Below are 23,524 nucleotides of genomic sequence, written 5' to 3'. Positions count from 1 at the left end.
CTCTCCTTCTTTCTCACAATATAATCTTATGCGGCCTTATTTCCGGATCATGGGTTGCCAAAATCTCCATACACTCCTTTTTCTGTGACATGTCATGAACCCATTTTAATGATGCTTTCGCCTTATCTTTGTTTACCATAATGCCGGGCAAACACATCTGTTCCCAGGACTGGCGGTTGTAACAGGCATCTGCAGTAATCAGGACAAATTTCCCCTGGTTTTGGATAAGCACACCCGTTGTTCCTGCTGAATGCCCGGACACATCAACGAACTGCACCGTTCCATCCTGAAAGACATCAACGCTTCTCCCATGCGGTCCTAATCCTGTATTTTCCATATGAATCGGCTGAATGGCTATGTTTTCCCACAACTTCCTATTATATCGGATGTCTCCTTTCTCAACCGCACACAGTTCTGCATCACTGGCACAAATACACTTTGCGTCTTTTACAAGCTCCAGACCACTGACATGATCCACATCCAGATGAGTCAGCAGCACATAGTCCAGTTCTTCAGAAGATAACCCCAACGCTTTTAATTGTTCAGTAACCGCTTCTCCGACCGGTAGAAGTGCTTTGCTGGCAATGTTCAATTTCCATGAAAGATGCTTCTTCTGATCCTGCCGTACCTGTGTATGCCACCCTGTATCTATCAAAATTTTCCCCTTTGGATGCACAATCAGATATACATATACCGGAAGCCATACTTGATGCTTTTTTCCCCGCAGTATCCCCGAATAGGCAAAAGGATTTCTGGATTTCCTTTTATCTGGTACTGTTTCGTCTGTTCCCACTGTTCCGCAGCGCATTGCATAAATTTCTATCCGGTTCATTCCATCACTCTCCACTTCTACTCAAGTATTATACATAATTAATAATAATCATAATGATACTCATGGCAGCAAGGCCAAAACCAAGGGTACGATTCATAACCTTTGCCGAAGCTTTATTTGCAAATTTTGCTGTGAGCATTGCACCAATTAACGTAAAAATAATACATAGGACAAGAATCGAATAATCCGTCACTCCATCCCCGATTGCAAAATGAGACATGGCTCCGGTCAAAGCAGTAAAGGTCATAATAAATACACTAGTTCCCACAGCGGTTTTCAGTTCATAACCCAATACACTAACCAGAACCAGAAGCATCATCATGCCTCCACCCGCACCTACAAATCCGCAAATCAGTCCGACCGCTATTCCACAAGCAACCGACTGTATCGCTGCTTTCTTTTTACTCCGGTTCTTGTTGCTTTCCTTTGCCTCCATGACTGGCCGGAAAATGAATTTCACGCCCGCGAACAGTGTCATAAACATGGAAAACCCACCCATTGTAGTCTGTGGGAGAAAAGAGGCGGCATAGCTTCCGACAAGGGTAAAAATCAAAACGGAAATAAGCATAATCATCCCATTTTTAACATCAATATTTTTGTTTTTCTTATAGGTATACGCCGATGCTGCCGAAGCAAGCACGTCCGATGCCAACGCAATACCAACAGCTTCATAAGCGTTTACGTGAAGAAACGTAATCAGCATCGGCGAAATTACCGCAGCTGCGGAGAGACCTGCAAGACCGGTTCCGAAACCTGCTCCTGCTCCGGCCACTAAACAAACCAATACTTTTTCCAGCATAAGGTATTCTCCATCACCTTTCCATTTTTATAAATCTTTTCCACTTCTGTCCGGCAATTCTTCCATAATGCGCTTCGCATGTCCAATCATCTCCAAAAGACGGTTCATTGCCTCAGTATCGGCATCAAAATAATAATAATTTTTAGTTCCCTCACGCCGCATTTTCAAAATACCGGCCTCCTTAAGTATCTGTAGATGATGGGATACAGCAGGGCGGGAAAGATGGGTTTTCTCCGTGATTGTGCCTACCCGGACGCCGCCGCAATGCTCCATTCGCATCATTTCCAGCATAAGATGCTGACGATTCTCATCCCCAAGGGCCAACAGTATCTTCTGGCAACCTTCAAATTCCTCTGCCAGTCGATTGATATCCTCTCTGTGTTCTGACATGATTGCGACCTCCTTTGTTCATTTACTCAAACCATTGTACTATATTTTGTTCAAAAAATATTATTGGTAAAGAAAATCGAGACAATCAAATTATTGATTAAGGAATTAAAGGAGAAAGCGCAATCATTTTATCGGCAGATTCCTTTACGTTTCCGCCATAACCAAATGCATCCTTAGCAGTACAACGCTAAGTGTCTTTTTGAACATAGGCTTTCTCTTTTATTCCACAAGTCCAAGGCTCTGAAGCCACGGCTCGATATCATTCTGGAGACTGTTTCCAATGTCATCGCTGGAACTGGTGCAGAAAGGAATGATGGTCTTGCCTGAGAAATCATTCTCTGCAAGGAAGGTTGCTATCATAGCCGGAGCTTCATCCTACCATATTGCGTAATCAAATTGATACAATTTCAAAATCGGAGCTATCGTTTTTTGAATATGCGAAAACGCCCATGGTTAGGGCGTTTTCTGTATGATGGGATGCACCCTCGTAGGTGCTATTATCGTTTTTCGAGTAGGGATTGTACCTTTTTCGTGAGTAAGAAGGCAAAAGTTTAACGATACTATCGTTTTGAGAGTAGGAATCGTTAAATTTGCACCCTTGGAGTTGAAAATGCACCCTATCGTTAAATTATTGATTTGACAGGATTTCCACATTCATAAAATTTCTTTAATGGCTGACAAAGAAATCTATAAATCCATATTGGGTCTGACAAAATTTTATGAACGAAATGAAAATCATAAGGACTTCAATTCTTTCCATCTTTGTATCAGACGGGTGTGCCAGTCCATTCCTCGTTATTCTAGTAAAATTCGCATATACTTGGAAAGCCACCCTATCAACTGATGGCAACATATCTTTAAATTGCTGATCCTGCACGTTATTTTTTATTAGGTCAAAATACTTTTTATAACAACTGAATTTTGCAGATGCCATTCTAATACTAGATATCTCTGTTTGCATTTGTGCATACTCATTTGTGAAATTTCTGGACAAATATCCTAACAGTGCATCTATTTGTTCATCTATTATTTTTTCGCTGGAAAGCCCCAACATTATTACTGCCGCTTCCATGCAATTAGCATTGTAACACTGTAACGCCTCTTTAATATAAAACTTTACCCATTCTGAGATACTGGGTATATTCTTAATCTTTTCAAAATATCCGTCTACATCATATGGCAGTATTTCATGTTCTTCTAAACATTTAAGTCCATATTGCGTAACATGAAAACTTGGTAAATTAGGACCATAATTCCCTATGGCTCCAGGCGCTATAATCCCCTGATTAAGCAATAAATGAAACTGCTCATAAATATTTTGTATGTCGCTATAGCTGAAATTTGTCGTACTATGCGCATGCAGCATAAGACCACTTCCGCCCCACGCAGCTCCATGCAAAGGAATATCTGATTCTATCAGCCCCCTTTTTATTGCCAACCCTTCCATTAGACGATATAAATCTGATTGTGTTCCCTGATATCCATATTTCTTGAATGTTTTTCCTTCAGAATCAATATCATCTGCTTCATATGCCAAAGTATCTAACATTAAATTTCTAATTTCTATCGATGATAAAACTCTCGTTTCTTCCGCCATTAATCTCACGCATCCTCTCAATATTAATGCACTAACTGTAAAATCTCCACAGTTCTCTGATCCCGTTCCCCATGGAAGAACTTGTCCAATACCTTCTGGAATACTTCACATTCCGGTTTTGCCAGAGCAAATAAGGTCATGGAAGATTTCAGTTTCAAGTTATCCGGCCGGCCCATCACTTCGTCCGCATCATTGGATTTTATCTCCAGAAGTGCCTGAGATATTTCAATCAGATTCGTTCCAAGCGTGTAATCTTCCATATATGCTTTCGCTTCTTCCATATTCTTAATAGCATAATACCGGGCAGTCTCACTGTAGCCAAGCCCCGCTATCTGCGGAAAAATAAACCACATCCAATGGCTGCGCTTCTTCCCGGATTTTATCTCCTGCAAGGCAGTTTGATAATAAGTCTGCTGTGCGATTAAAAATCGCTCTAAATTGTTATCCATTCTCTGTTGCCTCCTCTGTTTGCCATTATTCTACCACAGGTCAGGCTTTTTTCCTACCACAAACAAAAAAAGCCCGGAGCCGGACGGTTTCACACACACCGCGCCGAACTCCGGGCTGCCTGGTTTTAATTTATATTAAGAGGTGCCGTTATCCCTCGATGGCAATATATTTCTTTTCTTCAACCTCCGGCTTCCTTGTTTCTGCCTTCGGAATGCTCAGTTTCAATACCCCGCTTTCATATTTCGCATGAATATCTTCCTGCTTTACATCCTCCCCGACATAGAAAGACCGGCTCATGCTGCCTGCATAACGCTCCCGGCGGACAAATCTGCCTGTTTTCTTTTCCTTCTCGTCCTTGTCAAGCCCCTTCGCCGCGCTGATTACCAGATAGCCATCTTTCAGCTCCAGGGAAAGTTCGTCTTTCTTAAAGCCTGGCAGATCAATGTCCACCTCATAGTGGTCGTCATGTTCCTGCACATCGGTCTTCATCATATTCGCCGCATGGCGTCCATACAGTTTCCGCTCCGCTTTACGCATCGCCTTATCGTCAAAGGACGGGAAATCAAAAAAGTCATCAAAGAAATCGTCAAATAAGTTCTCTCCAAAAATACTAGGTGTCATCATAAGTCATCGCTCCTTTTCCTAATTAAAAACATCTTGTTAATTGGAACTGGGGATGATTGGGAAGAAACCGGAACCCTTTTCTGGTTCCTTTCTTTCCTTCTCCTTTGTTCTATCTGTGTTATAACACTTTTATTAGCACTCGTCAAGAGTGAGTGCTAATAATTTTTGTGAATTTTCTGTGAACTGTTATTCACACGTATGTAATTAACCCAAAAACTATCTGCTTTTATATCCATGCTTTTTCCCACCTATTTCGCATACCGCACTTCTATTTCATAATCTCCCTCGTCATACTCCACCTGCAGTTCATAATCCCCGATCTGCACACTTCCGTCATCCACAGCGTAAAACTTCTGTCCTTCTGCGTCAAAGATCACGAATTCTTCTACCAGCTGGTTTTCAACTGTTTCTAACATCTCCCGGATACAGTCATCACAAAATAACGATTTCATTCTCTGGACGCTGACAATCCCTCGTCCCCTCTGCACTGTCACAGTTCCTTCCTTATTCTCCGGAGTTTTTGTGATATGCAGACTTGTCTGGCTTACCTCATCATATCCAAAGCTCATGCTCATGTAACCATATTCGCCAGCGTCCGGATTCGCCCCTTTTTCAAATAAATCTAGGTCATACAGTTCTCCCGTATTGGTACACACAAGGTACACCTGTGACGGGAACCCTTCTCCGCATGTCCGGCAGATGTCTGCCGTATTGGGAATATAACGGATATAGTTCTCTATTTCCTGCCCATATTCAGAAAACACCAGGTCATGCCGTATGGTCTTTGCAATCTCCTCATATTCATCCTTCGTGGCAGAACCCATATATGTGGCTACCATTTCCATAAGTTCTTCCATATCTTCGCTGTTCTGGCGGCTCACCCGGATGTTACTGAACGCAATCGAAAAACTGCAAAGGGCGACCACGGACATGCAGACCATAAAAGCTCCATACCACAGTTCCCTTTTATCCGACTGGCTCAAATGCTTCACATAAGGATCATACTCATCATCCCTCCAGAATTTCCTCCATTTTGCCTTTATCCATTGGCACAACCTTTTCATACTCCACACCTTATCACTTTCTTCACTCTTATCACTCTTTCTTTTGTTTTCACTACTCTTACAATATAAAGTGCTATCACTTACCTGTCAAGTGACTGTATATTTCACATCCAATTTCGATTACCATTTACCTATACTAAAATTGGAGGACAGGGAATATGGCAACCAATAAAAGAGTATTTACTTTACGTTTGTCAGATGAAGTATTCGATAAAATCGGCATTCTGGCTACCAGCGAACACCGCTCCTTAACCAACTATATTGAATACATACTGATCAAACATTTAGAAGATGTGGAAAAAGAGCATGGAGAAATTAAAATGGAAGAATAAAGACTGCCATCTGTGTCTACTTTTTCACTTTTTGATGTAAAGTGCTATCACTTAGCTGTCTAGTGAACGTATAAATTTACCGCATATTGGTATACCATAAATTCATACCCGGAACGGAGGGCAAGGGAAATGGCAACCAACAAGCGTGTATTTACTCTGCGTCTGTCGGACGAAGTGTTTGACAAAATCGGGATTCTTGCTACAGATGAACACCGCTCTATGACGAATTACATTGAATATGTACTGATCCAGCATCTGGAGCAGATAGAAAAAGAACGCGGGGAGATCAAGACAGACCAGATACAATAACAAAATTAAGATAACCAGGTCAGTTTGATATACCTGGTTATTTTTATTGAAAAAAAACTGGCAGTTACTTCATAGTTGCAACTGCCGGTTTTTTCACGTTTCAAAACTATATCCGTACCCACCAACGGTCTTTATGTTGTATTTATTCATTTCCCATTTTTCTGAGTATCTGGCTAATCAACTGCCACCTTCTCCAGCCCCTTTCCACATTTTCATATGGACACATATTCCTTTATCGATAATAATAAACAAGACGGCATTTCAATTTATAGTTCAGCTATTTGAAATTTTATAAAATAATAATGTCACCGCATTAAGCTCTATGGTGTGTTCTATATAAAGAGGTAAAGATGATGAGAGCAGAAACATTATTTACTGAGCATATGGATCTTCTTTATCGAATGGCGCTATTCATGCTATCAAATACCCATGACGCTGAAGATGCCGTTCAGGAAACCTATGTGAGATATTTATTAAAAAAACCAAAGTTGAAAGATGAAGAGCATGCAAAAGCGTGGTTAATGCGCGTCTGCATCAATATATGCAAAAACCAAATCCGATACTGGAAACGTCATCCTTCTTCCCCTATTAGTGAAACGGATATATCTGAAACCACTTTAGGTGAACAGGAAATTTTGAGGGAGATTTCCTTATTACCCACAAAATATAAATCCGTTATCATTTTACATTCCATAGAAGGTTATTCGGTAAAGGAAATTTCAAACATATTAAAAATATCTGATGCTGCGGTAAAAAAACGGCTACAGCGGGCTCGTGAGCAATTAAAATTAAAAATAGGAGAATGACAATGAATGAATTGAAAACTGAAATCATGCTAAGTGAAAAGAAAAAAGTCCAGATTATTGAAAATGCACACCAAATTGCCAAGCAAAGGAAGAAGGCATTAAAATTGCGTTATTGCAGTGCTGTTTTTTTATTGCTTATCATTGGAATAACAGGATTTTTTGCGAATGGGCATTACGGGATAATGGATGAGTATCCGATTAAAGTATATGCCCAGGATCTATCCGGAGCCAGCGAGATTGACTTAATACCGGATAAAACATTTACGCTTGAAAAAATACAAACGCCTTTAGGTGAAGGATATTCTCTCTATATATCGGCAAACGACGGTTATTATTGTGAAACCATCTGTAATGACTCAGACGATGGCTTAGAACAGATTTTTTCAGACGAAGATTATATATACTGGATTCCTGATTATTGGAAAAATAAGGATATGAGGATTTACGATGCAGAAGGAAATATATTAGATCCGCAGGATTTGTTTTCAGTTTCAGATCAAACAGCAACCATTACTTATTGTGTATATAATGAACGTGACAGCTTGCAGTTTCAGATGACCGTTTCACTCCGTGAAATAGATGGGGTAGGAAAGGGAGAAATTCTTAGCTTGGTAAGTTATCCAGAACTGAAAACAGAATAAACTGTGCTATACATTAACAAAAATAAGCCCCGGAACCAGTATCTCCACACTGAATTCCGGGGCATCCCTCTTTTCCTATATTCTTGTCTCAACCTCCGCGCCATTCCGAAAGGCAAACACCACCCTCCCGTCATGGTACACTGTTGCATAATCCACCAGGCTGTGGAACAGCTTCACATCAAACTCCAATGGCAGCTCCTCCAGCTCACTCAGTTCAAACAGGAACCCGCTGAAAATGCCAAACTTGATTTCCCGGCTCTCCCGGTCTTTTTTCAGGCTGTCCATCCGGCTCTCTAAAGCTGCGTACTTATTGACATATCCCTCATACTTCCTGCGGTAATCGTTCTGATCCAGTTTCCGGGTTGCGTTTTCCACAATCAGCTTCTGGATCAGCCCGGTGACTACCTCCATCTCGCTACTGACGGATTCCAGTTCCTTCTCAATGGTGCTGCAATCCCCAAGTACATCCATCACTGCACGGCAGTCATCCATGACCGTCTCCCGGTTTTCCAGTAGCCGCCCCAGCGCCTCCAGAAATAACTCCTGTATCCGCTGTTCGTACAGATGCGGCGTAGTACACTTGCTCTCTCCCTTAAACTTGGCGTTGCACTGCCAGATGGTGCGTTTATACTTGCTGTTAGAGTGCCAGACCTTGGAACCGAAGAATTCCCCGCAGTCTCCGCATTTCAGCTTTGCAGAAAACGTTCCGCAGCAGTTATGGCTCCGCCCCATGTTCCTCCTGCGTTCCATCTCCAGCTGTACCATCTGCCACTCTGCAGGTGCGATGATGGCGTCATGGCTGCCTTCCACATAATACTGCGGAACCTCGCCCTCATTCACTTTCCGCTTCTTGGAAAGGAAGTCCACCGTATAGCACTTCTGGAGCCTGGCATCGCCCTTGTACTTTTCATTGGTCAGTATGTTCTCAATCGTCCGGTGCTGCCACCGCTGTTTCCCGGTCGGTGTGGGGACCTTCTTTTCCATCAGGTACTTTGCAATGGCGTAAGGCGTCTTTCCCTGCATGAACATCCGGTAAATAAGCCTTACAATTTCTGCCTCCTCCGGCACGATCTCCATCTGCCCGTCCTCCCCTTTCTGGTAGCCGAGGAAAGAGCTGTAGGCGATGCTGACTTTGCCGTCTGCAAACCGCTTTCTCTGGCCCCAGGTCACATTCTCTGAAATGGACCGGGATTCTTCCTGCGCCAGGGAGGACATGATGGTGATCAGCAGTTCCCCTTTGGAGTCCAGAGTGTAAATGTTTTCTTTCTGGAAGTACACCTCCACGCCCTTTTCCTTTAGTTTCCGCACCGTGGTAAGGCTGTCCACCGTGTTCCTTGCAAACCGGGATACCGACTTGGTGACGATCAAATCGATCTTTCCGTCCAGCGCATCCTGTATCATCTGGTTAAAGCCGTCCCGGTGCTTGGTGCCGGTTGCGCTGATACCCTCATCGGTATACACGCCGACAAACTCCCATTCCGGGTTATTTTTAATGTAGTTAGTGTAATAATCCACCTGCGCCTCGTAGCTGGTCTGCTGCTCCTCACTGTCCGTGCTGACACGGGCATATCCGGCGGTCTTTTTCTGGACCACGGCATCTTTCCTTATTCCGGTGTGGAAATTCCTGGTTGCCGGGATCACTGTCACATTAGCCATCGTTCTGCGCCCCCTTTCCTGTTTCCTTTGCCCGCATTTCTTTCATCAGGCGGCTCACCGTCTGCCTGTGCCCCTCTGATGCTTCCCGGTCATTCCAATATGCTTTCATCTGCTCACTCTGCCGTCTGCGCTGCTCCTCCGGGAACTCGCGGTCTTTCCAGTATTCCTTCATCCGCTCACTTTGCTGCCTGCGCTGTTCCTCTGTCCGTTTCCTGCCAGAATTTTTCCGGCTGATCTGCCTCTTCTGCTCCTCTGTGCAGACATGCACGGTTTCATGCTCCCGCCACTGTTTAACGGTTTCCTTGCCATTCTTGAAACAGAATACCAGGGTGCGGTCTTTCTCTGCCCGGATAACCGTTATTTTATCCCTGACGGCATCCTCAGTAACTTCCCCACTGAGTATCTCTGCGGTAAGCCGTATCAGTTCTTCCTCCGGGATGATCTCTGCGTCACAATGTTTCAGCCCCTCTTTTCTCCGGGTCCTGCAGGTCCATGTCCGGTAACTTTGTGTACCTGACCTCACATAATTTTTCCCGCAGCAGCCGCACCGGACCATGCCAGTGAAGGGATATGTCTCACACTTTTTTCCTTCCGGGCTTTTATATCTCTCCGCTCTGCGTTTGATCTCTTCCTGCACCTGGTTGAAGGTATCCATGTCAATGATCGCCTCATGGGTGCCTTCCGCAAGGTACATCGGTTTTTCACCCTGGTTGATGATGCACTTTTTCGTGATGTGGTTCTCACGGTAGGTCCTCTGCTGGAGAAGGTTTCCGGTATAGGTGTAATTACGGAGCAGCTTTAAGATCGGGCTCCTGTTCCACTGATTCCCCAGCCTCGTCTTGATTCCCATGGCATTCAGCCGGTCCCGGATAGCGGTTGCCCCAAGCCCCTCCAGATACCAGTCAAAAATCATCCGCACGGTTTGTGCTTCTTCCGGCACGATCTCAAAGCGCCCGTCCACGTTGCGGTAACCAAGAAGCGTACTGCTCCATGGCTTCCCTTCCTCAAAATTCTTCTTGATGCGCCATTTCTGGTTCTCGCTTGCCGACCGGCTCTCCTCCTGTGCATAGGATGCCAGGATGGTCAGCATGAACTCCCCGTCTGTGCTCATGGAATGGATGTTCTGCTCTTCAAAGTAAACATCTACGCCCATCAGCTTCAGCTCCCGCACCGTCTCCAGCAGCGTTACCGTATTTCTGGCAAACCGGGAAATCGACTTGGTCAGTATCAAGTCAATCTTCCCCGCACGGCAGTCGGAAAGCAGCCGCACAAAATTTTCCCTGGTGTCCTTGGTTCCGGTTTTTGCCTCATCCGCATAGACCCCGGCATATTCCCATTCCCCATGGCTCTGGATCAGCTCACTGTAATAACTGACCTGCGCCGCCAGCGAATGGAGCATGGCGTCCTTTCCGGATGACACACGGCAGTAAGCCGCCACGTTTTTCTTTTTTGGAATCTCCGGTACGTTAAAAGCCACCCGTGTCACTTTTCTGCCCATGTTATCCCTCCTTGTATCAATTTCCGCCATCTTTGGCGTACCATATTCATCACTCTAAAGCGGAGATATATCAAGCGGTTTCCGCGAAAATACTATCCAAAGATAAGCCGTGGCGTCTGGCAATGATTGTGTATGCTTTCCTCCGGTCTGCTGCCGTAAGATGCCCGCCCGAATACAGGCTGTCAATCAGGGAAAGGGACACCCGGTAGACCATCAGGTTATCCGCTGAATACTTTTCCTGCGAGTTTTTTTCTGTGGTTTCCGTAACATTTCCTGCTGCAGAACTTCCTTCTCTGATTCCCATAGCTCTCAAACTCCTTTCCGCAAAACTGGCACACCAGCGTGTAATATGCCTCTTTTTTGATCTCCGACTGGTGGCTGTTCCACCATTGGTTACGGCATTTATCCGAACAGAACTTCTTCTCCTTCCGCCCTTCCTTCTGCACCACTGGTTTCCCACACTGCGGGCAGACACGGGAGGTGTCTGCTTCCGGGTGCCGGCGCAGATAAGATTTTACTGTGTTCAATGGCAAGTTTAGCGTTTCCGCGATTTCCGCCGCGCCCTTGCCCTGCTGTCTCAGATCATTCAGTTTTATAATATCCTGGTTCTTCATCATATCCCTCCACTACAAAAGCCCATGTAAAAATGATGCCCGCTAAGGAAATCTTCCTCAGTGGGCACCGTTTTTATTACTTTTTACTTATACCTTCTGTGCATGGTCCAGCGAAATCCAGCCATCACGGTTCTTCTGGTACGCTTTCAAAAGCCCCCACTTGGATGCGCCGGGGCCGTCCGCTTCCTCTACAATCGTAAAGATACCCTTTCCCGTGTACTTCCCGGTCTTGGCCTTATCGATGCCGGGGCCTTTGCGAATACGCAGGTCAGAGGCTGACACCTTCACCAGATACGGCTGAAAGGCAGCCTGTTTTCCGGTATAGATATTCCTGCCGGATTCATCGAACACGGAATACCCCGCATTCTCATCTGCACACTTCTTCGCATTGGCAAGGCTGTGGAATGCGCCTTTCTGGGATGCTGCGTCTGCCCAGGTTTTACGCACACGGTACCAGACTTCCGCAGTTCCGGCATTTGCCACGTCATACTGTGTCAGCTTCCACTTCTCAATGATGGAGCAGAGGTTCTCCACATAGGTCGGGGAAGTTGCATATCCGCCATCCTTGATGATCTGCACCGCTTTCTTATAGTCCGTGCAGCCTTTCAAGCCATCATAACGCAGTTTCGCACCATTCTTCGCTCCCAAAAGATACGCGGAATGGTCTGCAATGGATTTCTCCACGGACGGATATTTGCGGAAATCTGCCGTTACCGTCATATATGCACCATTCTCGTATTCCTGTGTTTTCTTGGTGTAGATGGAAGTGCCGTCCCAGGTGGAACCACTCCAGGTATTCCCGGACAGGGACTTCTTCATGCCAAAGCAGTTGTTGGCGTTCTGTGCCAGTTCACTCTTCCCGTATCCGCTCTCCAGAATAAACTGTGCCAGGGATACCGATGCCAGAATACCGCTTGTCTTCTGGTCTGCGGTAAACAGCGGCCCCACCTTGGCGATCACATCTGCCTCAGAGAGATTTTTAAGGGCAGACGCCTGCAGGCCGGAAGTTCCAGTGCTGCTGCCAGAACTGCCAGAGCCATTCATCTTCGCCTTTACTGCTTTGCGGAATCCATCCATGGTGTAGCCCATGCCGAGTCCATTCCACAGATGCTCCGGGTCTCCGTGGTTAGAAGCAATGCCCCGGCTGTGCCCCTCCCTGTGGCTGATGATGACGCCATCAGCGGTCGGGTTTAAGTTGTACTGCTTACAAAGCATAGCAAACAGTTCCACCGCCGCCTCATACGTTCTCTTTGCCACAGCCTTTGCCGTTGCTTTATCCGAGCAGGTAAAGTTACTGCCCGATGTGTACTTGATGCACGCCGGTTCGCACATTTCCACTCCGATATGGGTATTGTTTCCGCTTCCCTTACTGCCGGAACCACAGTGCCAGCCACGATGATTCCATGGAAGCGTCTGATACACCGTGCCGTCGTTGCCGTCAATAAAACCATGCACACAGGCATTGTTATAAGACGGGCTGTTCCACGAATTGATAAACACCGATGCCTTGGGCTGCGGGCATCCTACGGAATGGAGCATCAGCCCCTTGACCGTGATCTTTCTCCCTGCCGTATAACAGGGGTTTTTAGTCAAAATACTCTGTACTAATTTCATAATCCTGTCCTCTCTTTCCAAAGGAAAAAGCACCGGAAACCCGATGCTTACTCTCCCTCTTTCCCATCTTTCAACTGTTCCAATACATCCTTTAACTTCTGCGGCACAGGTAGCCCAAGGACCGATGCGTTCTCCAGGATGCTGATCCCTTCATTGGATAAATAAAAGAAAATCACCGCCGTACGGATGACGCTCCCGTTTTGAATGACATAGGCATCCACGATATGCCCCACCGCCACCAGTGCGAAGATAACCACTTTCTTAAAAATCCCGTGGAAACCCACCTCGCTGGACAGCTTCTTATTCAGAACCGCAGCCATGACGCCCGTCAGGTAGTCCACCACCACGAACACAATCAGGGCGTACAGGAATCCGTCAAAACCTCCCATGACAGCGCCCACCGCCCCTCCAAGTGCCGCGAATGCGTACTGTGCCGCTTCAATAAAATTTTTCATGCTCCGTTCCTCTCTTTCTTTGATTTTTGTATTGAAAAAGGCAGCCGTCCCGAAGGATGAACTGCCTGTTTTCCACATTCGTTTTATTTTTTTATATTAAGCCGTCCGTTTCCACATATAGCAGACGATATACGGCTGAAGGTTTGAATGCGCCCCACCGCCTCCCGTATTGGCATTCGTGCCTTTCGCGGTAAGTGTATGGGTATGCGCGCCCGCGCTGTTTGTTGGGGATGTTCCCCCTGCGCCGGACACTCCCGCGCTGTGGACAGTATACGTGCTTGAGCCTGATGCACCATCCCCGTCACGACCGACATTGTGGGTATGCGCCCCTTTGCTGCTTGTAGTAGCGGAACTTCCGGTAAACGTATGGGTATGTGCAGGCATCTGTGCAGTTGTCAGTGTAACCGTTGCCGCACCACCGGTCTTTTCCACTGTATTGAAATTCCCGTCTGCGGTATTGATACCCACAGGTACCCGCCCTGCGCCCCAGGCTACCCATGTTCCGCCAAAGTAAGCGGACGGGTTAGTGGCATTGACGCTCATATAGATACTGCCCACCGGATACAGCGTCTTAATGAAGGACTGGATATAATCTTTTAAAAGTTTCCCATACACCCGGACATCCCAATCCTCCGCAACCTCGAAGGTATTATCCTTCTCCGATACCTTCCCAACAGCCACTCCCTTACCGCCTCTCTTAAAATCCATGACCACGGCTGCCGTAGAAACGATGTCCTGGATAGCAATGGTGGTAAAGGCATCTGTCAGCGTATATTTGATGTCATAGGAGGTCTCCGTGGAGATGTTTCCGCCGCCAAAAGTAAACGCCGTACCGGAACTGAAAGCGGCATTGGCATTCGTCCACGCGGTATCCGATGCCTTTTTGTAATAGGTGGCGCGGGTAATGGTGTTTTTACTGCTGCATGACGCATAACTGTAGGAAACCAGTCCCCGGATATACGTCCCGTCATCATTAACAGTTCCATTGCTTAAGCACCGCTGTGAGAGGTAGCTGGCAAAGGACGGCGGGGAATAGGCCACCACCGAAATGCTCACCGTGGCCGCTGCTGACACCCGCCCCCTGGAATCCGTCACCGTCGCCGTAAAAGTAACCGTGCCGGAAGTATTCAGGAACCCCGTTGTAAAACTGGACGCCGTACTGGTGTAGCCGCCGCCCGTAATGGAATAGGAAGAAATCGTGGAGCCGTAGCTTCCCGCCGCCCCGTTAATGGTAAGCGTTGCTTTGGACTTCGTCTGCACATAGATCCCCCAGGTACCCGGCACCGCCCCGTCCACCCTGGCAGCAGTCAAACTGGTAATGGTAGGTTTTATTGAAGCCGGGACGGTCAGTGTCAGCGTACACGTCTTACTTCCAATCTTCGTACTGCCGTTATAAGTCGTACAGGTGACCGTGCAGGTTCCGGTCACCGCTTTGGGTATCTGGCTTGCCAGTGAAAGGGGCGGTGTCCAGGATACCGATGTGGACGTGGTCTTTGTGGCTATCGTCCCGGCAGCCGTGCCGAAGGTATAGGTCAGCGTGTGGGTAAAGGAAGAAGAGGCACGGCTGATGGCAATGGCCGTAGCAGACCCCATCGTTGCATTAGGGGTAGAAACACTGGACGCCCTTGCAATGGAATCCAGCGTAATATTGGCGCTTGCGGTAATCGACTCATAATACGTCCCGCTTAACGTCGCCCGGATATAGAACACCGCGCTCATGGTCAGGCTTTTTGTGCCGTCACTGTTATGGTTCACGGTCTGTGTTACAGTTCCCAGAAGGTGCGTGCCTGTACCGTTGACTGCTGGTGACTCATAAATCTGTGCGGTTCCGTTGATCGTTATGGAATTGTCCGAACGGCCATAAATAGACAGACTCCAGTCATTGACCAGATAGGCTTTCGCTGTGACCGTGCTGGTATTGGCAGATATATTTTTTGTCTGCGTCCAGTCCACCCGCAGCACATAATGCCCGCTGTGGATGGAACCGGAAAAGCTGCCGCTGGATGCCATTTTGCTTTTCCTCCTTCCCCACAAAAATAAAAACTGCTGTTATCCCGCCGGGTCACGCCATTTGATAGACAGGTTCCCGTTGGCTCTTGGGATAAAATCAAACCATCCCCTGCTCTCATTACCCAGGGACAGCTTGTTCCGTATCTCCGCATTGGTGATCACAAGGCTCTGATTGGAAATATAGGCAATCTTCTGTCCGTTCTCCTTAAAGGCCAGCTCCTCGTTGGAAAGCTCCGCCGTGAACGCATTCCCGACCTTCCCAAGCTCGATCAGCGCCCCTTTAAACCGGATATACTCCTCCAGAAGCGTCTGGTTTGCAGACACATTGTTGATGATCTCATTGGTGATAGCGGTAAAATCCATGCGGATCTCGCTGCTGTTCTGGGTGATGCTCGCCTGGAAGTCCTGCTGGATGCTTTCCAGCTCAGACTTTGACAGGTACATCTCCCGGACAGAACTCTGAATCTGCTCGGAGGTCTTTGTGATCTCCGAGTAGCACTCCCGCACGTTGACCTTTAAGGCTTCCACGCCCTCCACCGCGTCGTCATACGCCTGCACGTTCTGGAACGTATGCTGGCAGACCGTTAAAAGCGCCATGCCCGCCACCCCCCTAATTAGACACATCACACTGTAGGGTGGCGATGCTGTCAATGTCCTCCGCAGATAAATAAATGACTTTTCCAGTCTTTCCAAAGGCAGCCTCCCTGCCGTCCTTATCCTGCTTATACCAGGTGTAGGTAAGACTCTGCTTTTCTGTTGCCGCTGCCCACGTAGTCCCGTTATACTTCATCAGCGTGACTGTTTTCGCTGTATGGTCGATCTTGTACCAGAACATCCCGTTTGCCGGCGTGGAAGGGGCTGTCTCGCTGATATTGCCGAGCAGTGCATCCACTTCCTTCTGGTTGGTACGGACGATCACATAGGGAACCAGACCGCCCAGGTTATTTTTTACGGTAAAGCCGCCGATGGAGAGCATCTCCGATACATAGGGATCCGACTTATCCTCCACCGTGATCACATCCACATAGGACTTGCCGCCATAATTCATGGTGCACCGGTAAGACTGGATATTCACGATATCCGCGCCGGAAACCGTCAGCGTATCAGACGTTGCCCCGCTGATATCTGTCCATTTTCCGGCTGTGTATTTCGACCACTGGTAAGTCGCACCTGTGGTGATCTCCGTTGTGCCGCTGTAGGCGGATGTTGCCAGTACCAGGGAACCGGACTGGTTTTGTACGATAGTCCCGTTTGGTGCGTAAACAGAGAACACCACCGCACTGGCCCCGTTGCTTCCCTTATTGGATTTCGTCCAGGCAAACTTCTTCACCACGCTCTTTCCTGAAATCGTAAAGGTCAGGTCAATGGTTCCAGTCAGCACCGATGCCCCGCCCAGGGTGGCATTGGCGGCAAAGGTAAGCACTACGGAACCTGAAGCAGACGCCGTGGCTGCCGTATTGGATTTTACGGTCACTCCGGTGGGCAGGGTTCCCACTGTACAGGTACATGGGGTTTGCGTAATGCCTACATACCCGGTAAAGGGAATCGTCACATCCACGGCAGCCTGTACCGCACCTCCCGTGGTGCAGGCAATGTTCTGCGCCTCATTTCCAAGGATGACGGACAAACCTCCCGCGCCTGCCTGCCCCGGCTGTCCCTGCTCCCCGTCATACATCTTCGTGATGGAAATGGTGTCGAACACATCCGCATCATCGGTCACCAGCTTGATCTGCGCCACGTTGTTGAAGAACACTGCGTGTGCGGGCTTTACTACCAGCGTCCCGCCGGTAATACTGGTATTGTCCGAAGTGGTCGGATAATCTGTCCACACACCGGAACTGTTCAGATACTGCCACTTGCTGACCGTTACCCCCTGGACCTGTGCAGACAAAGTCGCCTGCGTTGCCCCTACCAATGCAGAACTGGTATTGTATTTGAACACATAGGTATCCGCCGTCACATAGGCCAGTTTTGCGTTCTCCGCATTCTTTACCAACGTATAGGTAATGTCAGAAGAAATATTGACCGTATTCTTCGTTTCCGAATCATAGTAACTGATATAGCAGATATAAGTGATCATCCCGGAGGAAGATGCGGAGAGCTTGTTCTGGCTGACCGTCAGGATGCCGCCGGACACCGTTTCTCCCGATGACAGGGCGCTCTCTGCCCCCGTTCCGTCTTTGCGTTTCCATGAAATGGTCAGCCCGGATGCGTCCAGCGCCACGTTGGTCTGGTCTAAGAAGATCACCGGGGTCAGCACCAGATGGGATGTTTCCCAGTTCGGCGCATAGGCGTGGGGCAGGGTGTTCGGGTCCTCACTCTGCGTCTTCGGTAAATTGGATGTGATATAAGCCGACAGTTTCCGCTGATCTGTGATGTCCACGAAAGTCTGCTGGCTGGATGTTAAGATAGTAGGCATTTGTGTTCCTCCTTCAAATTAAATGGTGACTTCACAATAAAAGGACGCATTATCGAACACGTCCTCGGTTGATATGGTTACGCTTTTCATTCCTTTATGCAACCCATCCCAATCGGCATCCGTTTCCACATTGCCGGACTTCCGGTGCCAGTTAAAAGAAGATTTGGGAAGGGTATCTGTGATATCCTTGTCCCAGGATAGCACCCTACAGGAAAGCCTGCTCATCTGCCCCTTATCCCGGAAGATGCTCGTGCCTTCCACCACCAGTTCTGTCCGGTACATTTTCGCTGTGGTGATATCCTCGACTTTCCCGAAGATGTTCTCGATCTTCTCCGTCTGCCCCAGGATATCCTGTTCCAGTGTGCTTAAGTTCTGGTTCTGCTTCGCACTGATGGCAGTCAGCCGGATACCGCTTGCCCCGATGGTAATGGTGTTGCCGGAAGGATTCAGATAATCCCGCGTCCTCTGGATGCACAGATACCTTCCGTCGATCCCATGGGGCGGGGAAGAACAGTACACATACTGCCTTGCATGGATATCCGCGATATCTGCCCCGGTATCGGATTCATCCACGATAGTCAGCTCCATGCTGGTGATGCCCTTCGCCAGTTCAGAAATCCTCGCTTTCGCCTTCCTGAGAAGGTTGGAAGAAAGCGTTACATCCTCCCACACTTCCGTTGCCCATATCCAGCCGATCTCCTTGACCGCATCTTCATCGAACACATAATTCTTCCCGTCGTTGGCAGCTTCAATGGTGACGCGCTCATCCGTTTCCACCTCATTGCCTTCCTCATCCGTGGTCTTGACCTTTGCCCCAAGGGGAATGAGTGCTGTCACCCGTTCCGTATGATCCTGGTTGATTTTTACATCGGTCAGGTTTTTCCCGTACTCCACTTTTTGAAGTGACGCCTCTGTAAAGTCCGCCAGGTAGTCCAAGACTTTTCCATCGGCTGTATACCGGAGCCGCAGATACCCTCCGTGTGTTTTCATGAGCTTATCCTTAATGGCATCCATCGTCATGGAATACTCAGAACAGCTGTAAGCCACATAATCATTGTTATCGGCTACCGTTACTTCCCCCACCGTGAACTGCTTCTGCTCCTCCACGGTTTTGTTGTGTTCGGTTATGAAATACTCGAAAAGCCCTCTTAAGCTCCCTTTGTAGTTATAGGGCGACTGCTGGCTGTCTTTTAAATAGGAAAGAGCCGATTCACAGGTCCATGTGTGGGTGTTATAAAAATCACTGCCGTCATCCAGCGCCCGCCCCTCAAAGACCGTTTCATTTCCTTTCTTGCAAACGATCACAGAAGCCATTGGCTTAATTGCATTTAGATAGGGGTGGTTATAGGGAGCCGACAGCGTCAGGCTGTCAATGTTCTCCGCATCCTCTTCCACCTTCGCCTCCGTGACTGCCAGTTTCGATAACTGCGGATGGTAAAACAATGCCCCGTCCACATAGATACGGAATAATCTCATAGGCATCCCTCCCGGTACCGGAAGGTCACGGTTCCATTTCCAGTGACGGACACTACATTTCTTCCGGCCTGCAATTCCATTTCAGGAAATTCCCAAGTACCGGGGCTGACAGATTTTTGGAAGGTGTCTGTGCCGATCTGCCAGCCCAGTGCCGTTTCCGCCGTGGCTGTGATGACCGGGACCACAGGCATATAATCATTATCCAGAATGACATTCCCTCCGCCCGTAACTGTCACCACCGTTTCATTCACATGGTAGCGGTAGGAATCCCCATCGGAGCAGGAAACGGTAAGCTGCCCCTTCCTCGTTAGCGGATCATAAGCCGGGGACATTTCCAGTGTGCCGATGGCATACAGCCCCGGTTCCTCACTGCAAACCACTTTCACCAGATGCCCTGCAAACGGGTTCACCACCGCACTGACCTTTTGATTAAACTGCTCCCTGGTTCCAAGCATGGAAAGTATGATTTCAAAACTCCTGGGCTGGTAGGATACCCGCCCCAATGCTTCCGTGTACCGGATGGGGGAATTCCGTCCCGGCACTACAATGGTATTGGTCTGTGACTGGGGCGTCGGAAAGCTGATGCTCTCCCGCAGCCACCCAAGGCCAGACATCCACACGCTATCCAGTTTTATATCCGGCCTCATAAACTCAACCTCCTGTTCAACTTCTGCATCTGCCCCAGCTTACTGTCAATGGCCGGAAGCAGATGCCCTACCAAAGTTCCGTCCTCCAGATAAATGCCCTTGCTGCTGTTTGCCGCAATGACAGACAGATAGCGTTCCATCGTGCTGGTATCCATCCGGTTTGAAAGGATACTCTCCAGCTGACTGTAGAAACCTTTCAATGGCAGGATCGCTTCTGCCCCAGCTTCTCCGCCTGCCATCAGGTTCGTACCGTTCATCCCAAACAGAGTCGGGCGTGTCATGATACCGCCCTCTTTGTACCAGTCAATAGACAGGTGAGGCACGCTCGGCGGTGCAATAGACAGGCTGCCGGAAATCCTGAAATGCGGCAGCTTGATGTGCGGCAGGGAAATCTTCATGCTGGAGAAGAATCCGGTGATCTTATCCACAATACCCTTGATGGTGTTTTTCGCTGCCTCAATCGGAGTAATAATGGCAGTCTTGATGCCGTTCCAGACGGAAGTGGTGGTACTCTTGATGCCATTAAATACGGAAGTCACCGTACTCTTGACCGAGTTAAATACAGAGGAAACTTTGCTCTTGATGCCATCCACCACGGTCGAAATGGCGGATTTGATTCCGTTCCAGACACTGGACGCCACCGACTTAATGGCATTGAATACGGTAGTCACCACGGATTTTATCGTGTTCAGCACCGTTGAAATTTTCGTGCTGATCGCCGTCCAGATAGCCGAAATGACATTCTGGATCACGGACATTACGGACGAGATCACGCTGGAAACCGCACCGATTGCGGAAGATACCACCGATTTAATGGCGTTCCAGGCAGATATAATGATTTCCTTACAGTTCTCCCAGATAAACTGGAAAGGCAGCGTGATAATGTCGAAGGCAGCACTTAAAATGGAGCCGATCAGCATGATTCCTGTCTGCACCACATTTGTGATGGTCTCCCAAATACCAGAGAAGAAAGCTACAATGCCGTTCCAGATACCCTCGAAGAAAGTCTTGATATTCGTCCAGACCTCACTCCAGCTCGTGCCGAACCAGCCGAGGAACACGTCGACAATGCCCTGGATGATGCCGACCGCTGCCGAAAGGACACCCTTGATTCCCTCCCATACCCCGGAGAAGATTGTCTGGATGCCAGACCACATCTGCGACCAGTTTCCGGTAAACAGTCCGATAAATACATCCAGAATGCCAGTGAGCACGTTCAGCACCGTAGAGAGTACCGCAGCAATCGCCTGAAACGCACCTTCAAAGACCGGGGCAAGCAGGGAACAGAAACCGTTCCACACTGCCGAGAGCACCTGTGTGATGTCCTGGAAACTAAATCCCAAAGCATTCAGCCGGTCAACGATTCCCTGGCAGAAGGTACTGACGGTCTCTTTGATGGTATTCCACGTCCCAATGATGGCCTCCCGGAATCCCTCATTGGTATTCCACAGATGCAAAAATGCAGCCACCAGTGTCCCGATGACTGCCACCACCGCCACAACAGGGGCAGAGATACCGCCAATGGCAGCTCCCATTTTTCCAAACAGCCCTGTGCCGCCCTGCACCGCCACTTTCAGTTTGTTAAAGCCGTTCACCAGCTGTACAAACCCTTTCATAGCCGTGCCGATCTTGGCTATCGTGGTTCCGAGGATCACCAGGAACGGCCCAAGCGCCGCTACCAAAAGGCCGATCTTTAAGACCATCTCACGGGTGCCCTCATCCATGCCGTTTAACTTATCCACGAACTCCTGGATTTTCGTCACAATGTTACGGATGGCAGGCATCAGCATCTCACCAAAGGAAATAGCGAGCTCCTCCAGCTGGCTCTTTAAGATGGTAAGCTGCCCCATCAGGTTATCCTGCATGGTGGCAGCCATCTTTTCCGCAGTTCCGTCACAGTTATCAATAGCACCGCTTAACTTTTCAATATCCGCAGGGGCGGCATTCATCAAAGCAAGGAAACCGCTCATGGCATTCTTGCCCACAAGGGATTCTGCCGCCTGCGCCTTCTCAGATTCGGTCAATCCTCCAAACGCAACCCGGCAGTCTGCAAGGATATCCGACAGGCTTCTCATGCTGCCATCCGCATTTGTTGTGGCAATCGTCACATCCCCGATGGCCTGCCCGCTGATCTTCACTTCCCCGGCAAGATTGTTCATGATAGTACGAAGTGCCGTACCTGCCTGGGAGGACTTGATACCCGCATTCGCCATCAGGCCGATGGCTTCCGCCGTATCCTCCGCGGAGAAACCAAGTGCTCCTGCAATCGGCGCACAGTATTTGAACGTCTCGCCCATCATGCTGACATTCGTATTGGCATTAGAGGATGCCGTCGCCAGAATATCCGCAAAATGCCCGGAATCCGCAGCCGACAGTCCAAAGGCAGTCAAGGCATCCGTTACAATGTCCGATGTGGTCGCCAGGTCTTCACCACTGGCAGCAGCGAGGTTCATGATACCGTCAATACCGGAGATCATGTCTTTTGACTTCCATCCGGCCATGGCCATGTAATTCATGGCCTGCGCTGCCTCGGATGCGGAGAACTTCGTTTTCTCACCCATCTCGCGGGCCTTATCCCGGAGAGACTGCAGGTCGTTCCCGGTCGCGCCGGATACCGCTGCCACCTGGCTCATGGCAGAGTCAAAGTCCGCAGCCGTTTTCACCGCCGCAATGCCCAGGCCGCCGACTGCCGTGGAGATCGGCATAATCGTTTTTCCGACACCGGCGATAGAGTTTCCCAGGTTCTCCATCTTGCCGCCGATCTCGTCGATCTTGGCAAGGGCTGTACTGGTGGTTGCAGCCTCCTGCTGGAGCCGCTTTAATTCCTGCTCAGTTTCGATGATCTCACGCTGGAGGGCATCGTATTTGTCCTGCCCCAAGTCACCGTTCTCCAGCTGCTCCTTTGCCTGTGCCTGCGCCTGTTTTAAGGCATCCAGCTTTTCCTTTGTGGATGAAATCGCATCCTTCAGTAACTTCTGTTTCTGTGTGAGAAGTTCTGTGTTGGCGGGGTCCAGCTTCAGCAGCTTATTGACATCTTTTAGGGCACTCTGCGTATGCGTGATAGAAGAATTGACACTTTTCAGGGCCTTGTCTAAGCCTGTGGTATCGCCGCCAATCTCAATCGTGATGCCTTTGATCCTGCTCGCCACTGTTCCTCACCTCCAAGCATGTAAATGGCGCACCCGAACCGGATGCGCCAAAGCTAAAATTTATCGAATTATCAGCACCTTATAAAAATCAGCACCTTTTGTCTTGATGAAACCATTCGTCTGGATTATCATACGAAAAGGT

23 protein-coding genes are annotated in these 23,524 nt (G+C 48.4%); 4 read left to right on the top strand and 19 right to left on the bottom strand.

The genetic code is table 11. The features are described 5' to 3' along the window. Positions 1-13 precede the first annotated feature (13 nt). From OCV99_RS08435 to OCV99_RS08400, 8 genes are all read right to left on the bottom strand, one after another. Positions 14-832 (bottom strand): N-acyl homoserine lactonase family protein, encoded by an 819-nt coding sequence (locus tag OCV99_RS08435; RefSeq protein WP_158369708.1) that lies wholly within the window; start codon positions 830-832, stop codon positions 14-16. A 28-nt stretch (positions 833-860) separates the two neighbouring features. Further along, positions 861-1,631, bottom strand: coding sequence for a sulfite exporter TauE/SafE family protein (locus OCV99_RS08430; RefSeq protein WP_158369706.1), 771 nt, complete (start codon positions 1,629-1,631; stop codon positions 861-863). Between the two features lie 27 nt (positions 1,632-1,658). Further along, positions 1,659-2,021: an ArsR/SmtB family transcription factor gene (locus tag OCV99_RS08425; RefSeq protein WP_158369704.1), complete on the bottom strand. Its 363-nt coding sequence runs from the start codon at positions 2,019-2,021 to the stop codon at positions 1,659-1,661. Between the two features lie 219 nt (positions 2,022-2,240). After that, on the bottom strand, positions 2,241-2,381 hold the full coding sequence (locus OCV99_RS08420; protein WP_158369702.1) for a flavodoxin: 141 nt from the start codon (positions 2,379-2,381) through the stop codon (positions 2,241-2,243). Between the two features lie 307 nt (positions 2,382-2,688). Further along, positions 2,689-3,618 carry a hypothetical protein gene (locus OCV99_RS08415; protein ID WP_158369700.1) on the bottom strand — a complete coding sequence of 310 codons (930 nt, stop codon included), beginning with the start codon at positions 3,616-3,618 and terminating at the stop codon, positions 2,689-2,691. Positions 3,619-3,641: 23 nt separating this feature from the next. Continuing rightward, positions 3,642-4,067 carry a DUF1810 domain-containing protein gene (locus OCV99_RS08410; protein ID WP_158369698.1) on the bottom strand — a complete coding sequence of 142 codons (426 nt, stop codon included), beginning with the start codon at positions 4,065-4,067 and terminating at the stop codon, positions 3,642-3,644. A gap of 148 nt (positions 4,068-4,215) precedes the next feature. Beyond that, positions 4,216-4,692, bottom strand: coding sequence for an Hsp20/alpha crystallin family protein (locus tag OCV99_RS08405; RefSeq protein WP_158369696.1), 477 nt, complete (start codon positions 4,690-4,692; stop codon positions 4,216-4,218). A 248-nt stretch (positions 4,693-4,940) separates the two neighbouring features. Next, positions 4,941-5,756: a hypothetical protein gene (locus OCV99_RS08400; RefSeq protein ID WP_158369867.1), complete on the bottom strand. Its 816-nt coding sequence runs from the start codon at positions 5,754-5,756 to the stop codon at positions 4,941-4,943. A gap of 158 nt (positions 5,757-5,914) precedes the next feature. On the opposite strand from OCV99_RS08400, the gene OCV99_RS08395 reads away from it, so the two are divergent. From OCV99_RS08395 to OCV99_RS08380, 4 genes are all read left to right on the top strand, one after another. After that, the gene (locus tag OCV99_RS08395; protein WP_178670005.1) at positions 5,915-6,088 is read left to right on the top strand and encodes a hypothetical protein; all 174 of its coding nucleotides are present in this window, start codon (positions 5,915-5,917) and stop codon (positions 6,086-6,088) included. 129 nt (positions 6,089-6,217) lie between these two features. Next, positions 6,218-6,397 (top strand): hypothetical protein, encoded by a 180-nt coding sequence (locus OCV99_RS08390; protein WP_158369694.1) that lies wholly within the window; start codon positions 6,218-6,220, stop codon positions 6,395-6,397. Between the two features lie 350 nt (positions 6,398-6,747). After that, positions 6,748-7,203: an RNA polymerase sigma factor gene (locus tag OCV99_RS08385; RefSeq protein WP_262575231.1), complete on the top strand. Its 456-nt coding sequence runs from the start codon at positions 6,748-6,750 to the stop codon at positions 7,201-7,203. A 2-nt stretch (positions 7,204-7,205) separates the two neighbouring features. Beyond that, complete coding sequence (locus OCV99_RS08380) at positions 7,206-7,844, top strand: hypothetical protein (protein WP_158369692.1); 639 nt, start codon at positions 7,206-7,208, stop codon at positions 7,842-7,844. Between the two features lie 75 nt (positions 7,845-7,919). On the opposite strand, the gene OCV99_RS08375 is transcribed toward OCV99_RS08380, so the two are convergent. The 11 genes from OCV99_RS08375 to OCV99_RS08325 all read right to left on the bottom strand — a co-directional run bounded on the left by OCV99_RS08375 (position 7,920) and on the right by OCV99_RS08325 (position 23,382). After that, the gene (locus tag OCV99_RS08375) at positions 7,920-9,500 is read right to left on the bottom strand and encodes a recombinase family protein (protein WP_158369690.1); all 1,581 of its coding nucleotides are present in this window, start codon (positions 9,498-9,500) and stop codon (positions 7,920-7,922) included. After that, complete coding sequence (locus OCV99_RS08370) at positions 9,493-10,998, bottom strand: recombinase family protein (RefSeq protein WP_158369688.1); 1,506 nt, start codon at positions 10,996-10,998, stop codon at positions 9,493-9,495. The genes OCV99_RS08375 and OCV99_RS08370 overlap by 8 nt, the downstream gene beginning before the upstream one ends. Positions 10,999-11,216: 218 nt before the next feature. After that, on the bottom strand, positions 11,217-11,612 hold the full coding sequence (locus tag OCV99_RS08365) for a DNA gyrase inhibitor YacG (RefSeq protein ID WP_158369687.1): 396 nt from the start codon (positions 11,610-11,612) through the stop codon (positions 11,217-11,219). Between the two features lie 87 nt (positions 11,613-11,699). Next, a complete protein-coding gene (locus OCV99_RS08360; protein ID WP_158369685.1) occupies positions 11,700-13,226 on the bottom strand; it encodes a glucosaminidase domain-containing protein in 1,527 nt (508 codons plus the stop codon). 47 nt (positions 13,227-13,273) lie between these two features. Continuing rightward, positions 13,274-13,681, bottom strand: coding sequence for a phage holin family protein (locus OCV99_RS08355; protein ID WP_158369683.1), 408 nt, complete (start codon positions 13,679-13,681; stop codon positions 13,274-13,276). Positions 13,682-13,777: 96 nt separating this feature from the next. Next, entirely contained in the window at positions 13,778-15,691 is a 1,914-nt protein-coding gene (locus OCV99_RS08350; RefSeq protein WP_158369681.1) for a DUF859 family phage minor structural protein, read from the bottom strand. Between the two features lie 39 nt (positions 15,692-15,730). Then, entirely contained in the window at positions 15,731-16,288 is a 558-nt protein-coding gene (locus OCV99_RS08345; RefSeq protein ID WP_158369679.1) for a hypothetical protein, read from the bottom strand. A gap of 13 nt (positions 16,289-16,301) precedes the next feature. Next, positions 16,302-18,110 (bottom strand): autotransporter outer membrane beta-barrel domain-containing protein, encoded by a 1,809-nt coding sequence (locus OCV99_RS08340; protein ID WP_158369677.1) that lies wholly within the window; start codon positions 18,108-18,110, stop codon positions 16,302-16,304. 18 nt (positions 18,111-18,128) lie between these two features. Beyond that, on the bottom strand, positions 18,129-19,586 hold the full coding sequence (locus OCV99_RS08335) for a phage tail spike protein (protein WP_158369675.1): 1,458 nt from the start codon (positions 19,584-19,586) through the stop codon (positions 18,129-18,131). Then, positions 19,583-20,233 (bottom strand): phage tail family protein, encoded by a 651-nt coding sequence (locus OCV99_RS08330; protein ID WP_158369673.1) that lies wholly within the window; start codon positions 20,231-20,233, stop codon positions 19,583-19,585. The genes OCV99_RS08335 and OCV99_RS08330 overlap by 4 nt, the downstream gene beginning before the upstream one ends. Then, a complete protein-coding gene (locus OCV99_RS08325) occupies positions 20,230-23,382 on the bottom strand; it encodes a phage tail tape measure protein (protein ID WP_158369671.1) in 3,153 nt (1,050 codons plus the stop codon). Before OCV99_RS08325 ends, OCV99_RS08330 begins: the two co-directional genes overlap by 4 nt. Between the last annotated feature and the right edge of the window lie 142 nt (positions 23,383-23,524).

This window comes from Dorea acetigenes (assembly GCF_025567385.1).
GTDB classification, from domain to species: Bacteria; Bacillota; Clostridia; order Lachnospirales; family Lachnospiraceae; genus Claveliimonas; species Claveliimonas acetigenes.
This window is presented reverse-complemented; position numbering and strand designations above follow the sequence as displayed.

Excerpts from the sequence above, each read along its gene's own strand:
- OCV99_RS08435 (WP_158369708.1), bottom strand. The coding sequence starts at position 832 with ATGAACCGGATAGAAATTTATGCAATGCGCTGCGGAACAGTGGGAACA.
- OCV99_RS08430 (WP_158369706.1), bottom strand. The coding sequence starts at position 1,631 with ATGCTGGAAAAAGTATTGGTTTGTTTAGTGGCCGGAGCAGGAGCAGGT.
- OCV99_RS08425 (WP_158369704.1), bottom strand. The coding sequence starts at position 2,021 with ATGTCAGAACACAGAGAGGATATCAATCGACTGGCAGAGGAATTTGAA.
- OCV99_RS08420 (WP_158369702.1), bottom strand. The coding sequence starts at position 2,381 with ATGATAGCAACCTTCCTTGCAGAGAATGATTTCTCAGGCAAGACCATC.
- OCV99_RS08415 (WP_158369700.1), bottom strand. The coding sequence starts at position 3,618 with ATGGCGGAAGAAACGAGAGTTTTATCATCGATAGAAATTAGAAATTTA.
- OCV99_RS08410 (WP_158369698.1), bottom strand. The coding sequence starts at position 4,067 with ATGGATAACAATTTAGAGCGATTTTTAATCGCACAGCAGACTTATTAT.
- OCV99_RS08405 (WP_158369696.1), bottom strand. The coding sequence starts at position 4,692 with ATGATGACACCTAGTATTTTTGGAGAGAACTTATTTGACGATTTCTTT.
- OCV99_RS08400 (WP_158369867.1), bottom strand. The coding sequence starts at position 5,756 with ATGAAAAGGTTGTGCCAATGGATAAAGGCAAAATGGAGGAAATTCTGG.
- OCV99_RS08395 (WP_178670005.1), top strand. The coding sequence starts at position 5,915 with ATGGCAACCAATAAAAGAGTATTTACTTTACGTTTGTCAGATGAAGTA.
- OCV99_RS08390 (WP_158369694.1), top strand. The coding sequence starts at position 6,218 with ATGGCAACCAACAAGCGTGTATTTACTCTGCGTCTGTCGGACGAAGTG.
- OCV99_RS08385 (WP_262575231.1), top strand. The coding sequence starts at position 6,748 with ATGATGAGAGCAGAAACATTATTTACTGAGCATATGGATCTTCTTTAT.
- OCV99_RS08380 (WP_158369692.1), top strand. The coding sequence starts at position 7,206 with ATGAATGAATTGAAAACTGAAATCATGCTAAGTGAAAAGAAAAAAGTC.
- OCV99_RS08375 (WP_158369690.1), bottom strand. The coding sequence starts at position 9,500 with ATGGCTAATGTGACAGTGATCCCGGCAACCAGGAATTTCCACACCGGA.
- OCV99_RS08370 (WP_158369688.1), bottom strand. The coding sequence starts at position 10,998 with ATGGGCAGAAAAGTGACACGGGTGGCTTTTAACGTACCGGAGATTCCA.
- OCV99_RS08365 (WP_158369687.1), bottom strand. The coding sequence starts at position 11,612 with ATGAAGAACCAGGATATTATAAAACTGAATGATCTGAGACAGCAGGGC.
- OCV99_RS08360 (WP_158369685.1), bottom strand. The coding sequence starts at position 13,226 with ATGAAATTAGTACAGAGTATTTTGACTAAAAACCCCTGTTATACGGCA.
- OCV99_RS08355 (WP_158369683.1), bottom strand. The coding sequence starts at position 13,681 with ATGAAAAATTTTATTGAAGCGGCACAGTACGCATTCGCGGCACTTGGA.
- OCV99_RS08350 (WP_158369681.1), bottom strand. The coding sequence starts at position 15,691 with ATGGCATCCAGCGGCAGCTTTTCCGGTTCCATCCACAGCGGGCATTAT.
- OCV99_RS08345 (WP_158369679.1), bottom strand. The coding sequence starts at position 16,288 with ATGGCGCTTTTAACGGTCTGCCAGCATACGTTCCAGAACGTGCAGGCG.
- OCV99_RS08340 (WP_158369677.1), bottom strand. The coding sequence starts at position 18,110 with ATGCCTACTATCTTAACATCCAGCCAGCAGACTTTCGTGGACATCACA.
- OCV99_RS08335 (WP_158369675.1), bottom strand. The coding sequence starts at position 19,586 with ATGAGATTATTCCGTATCTATGTGGACGGGGCATTGTTTTACCATCCG.
- OCV99_RS08330 (WP_158369673.1), bottom strand. The coding sequence starts at position 20,233 with ATGAGGCCGGATATAAAACTGGATAGCGTGTGGATGTCTGGCCTTGGG.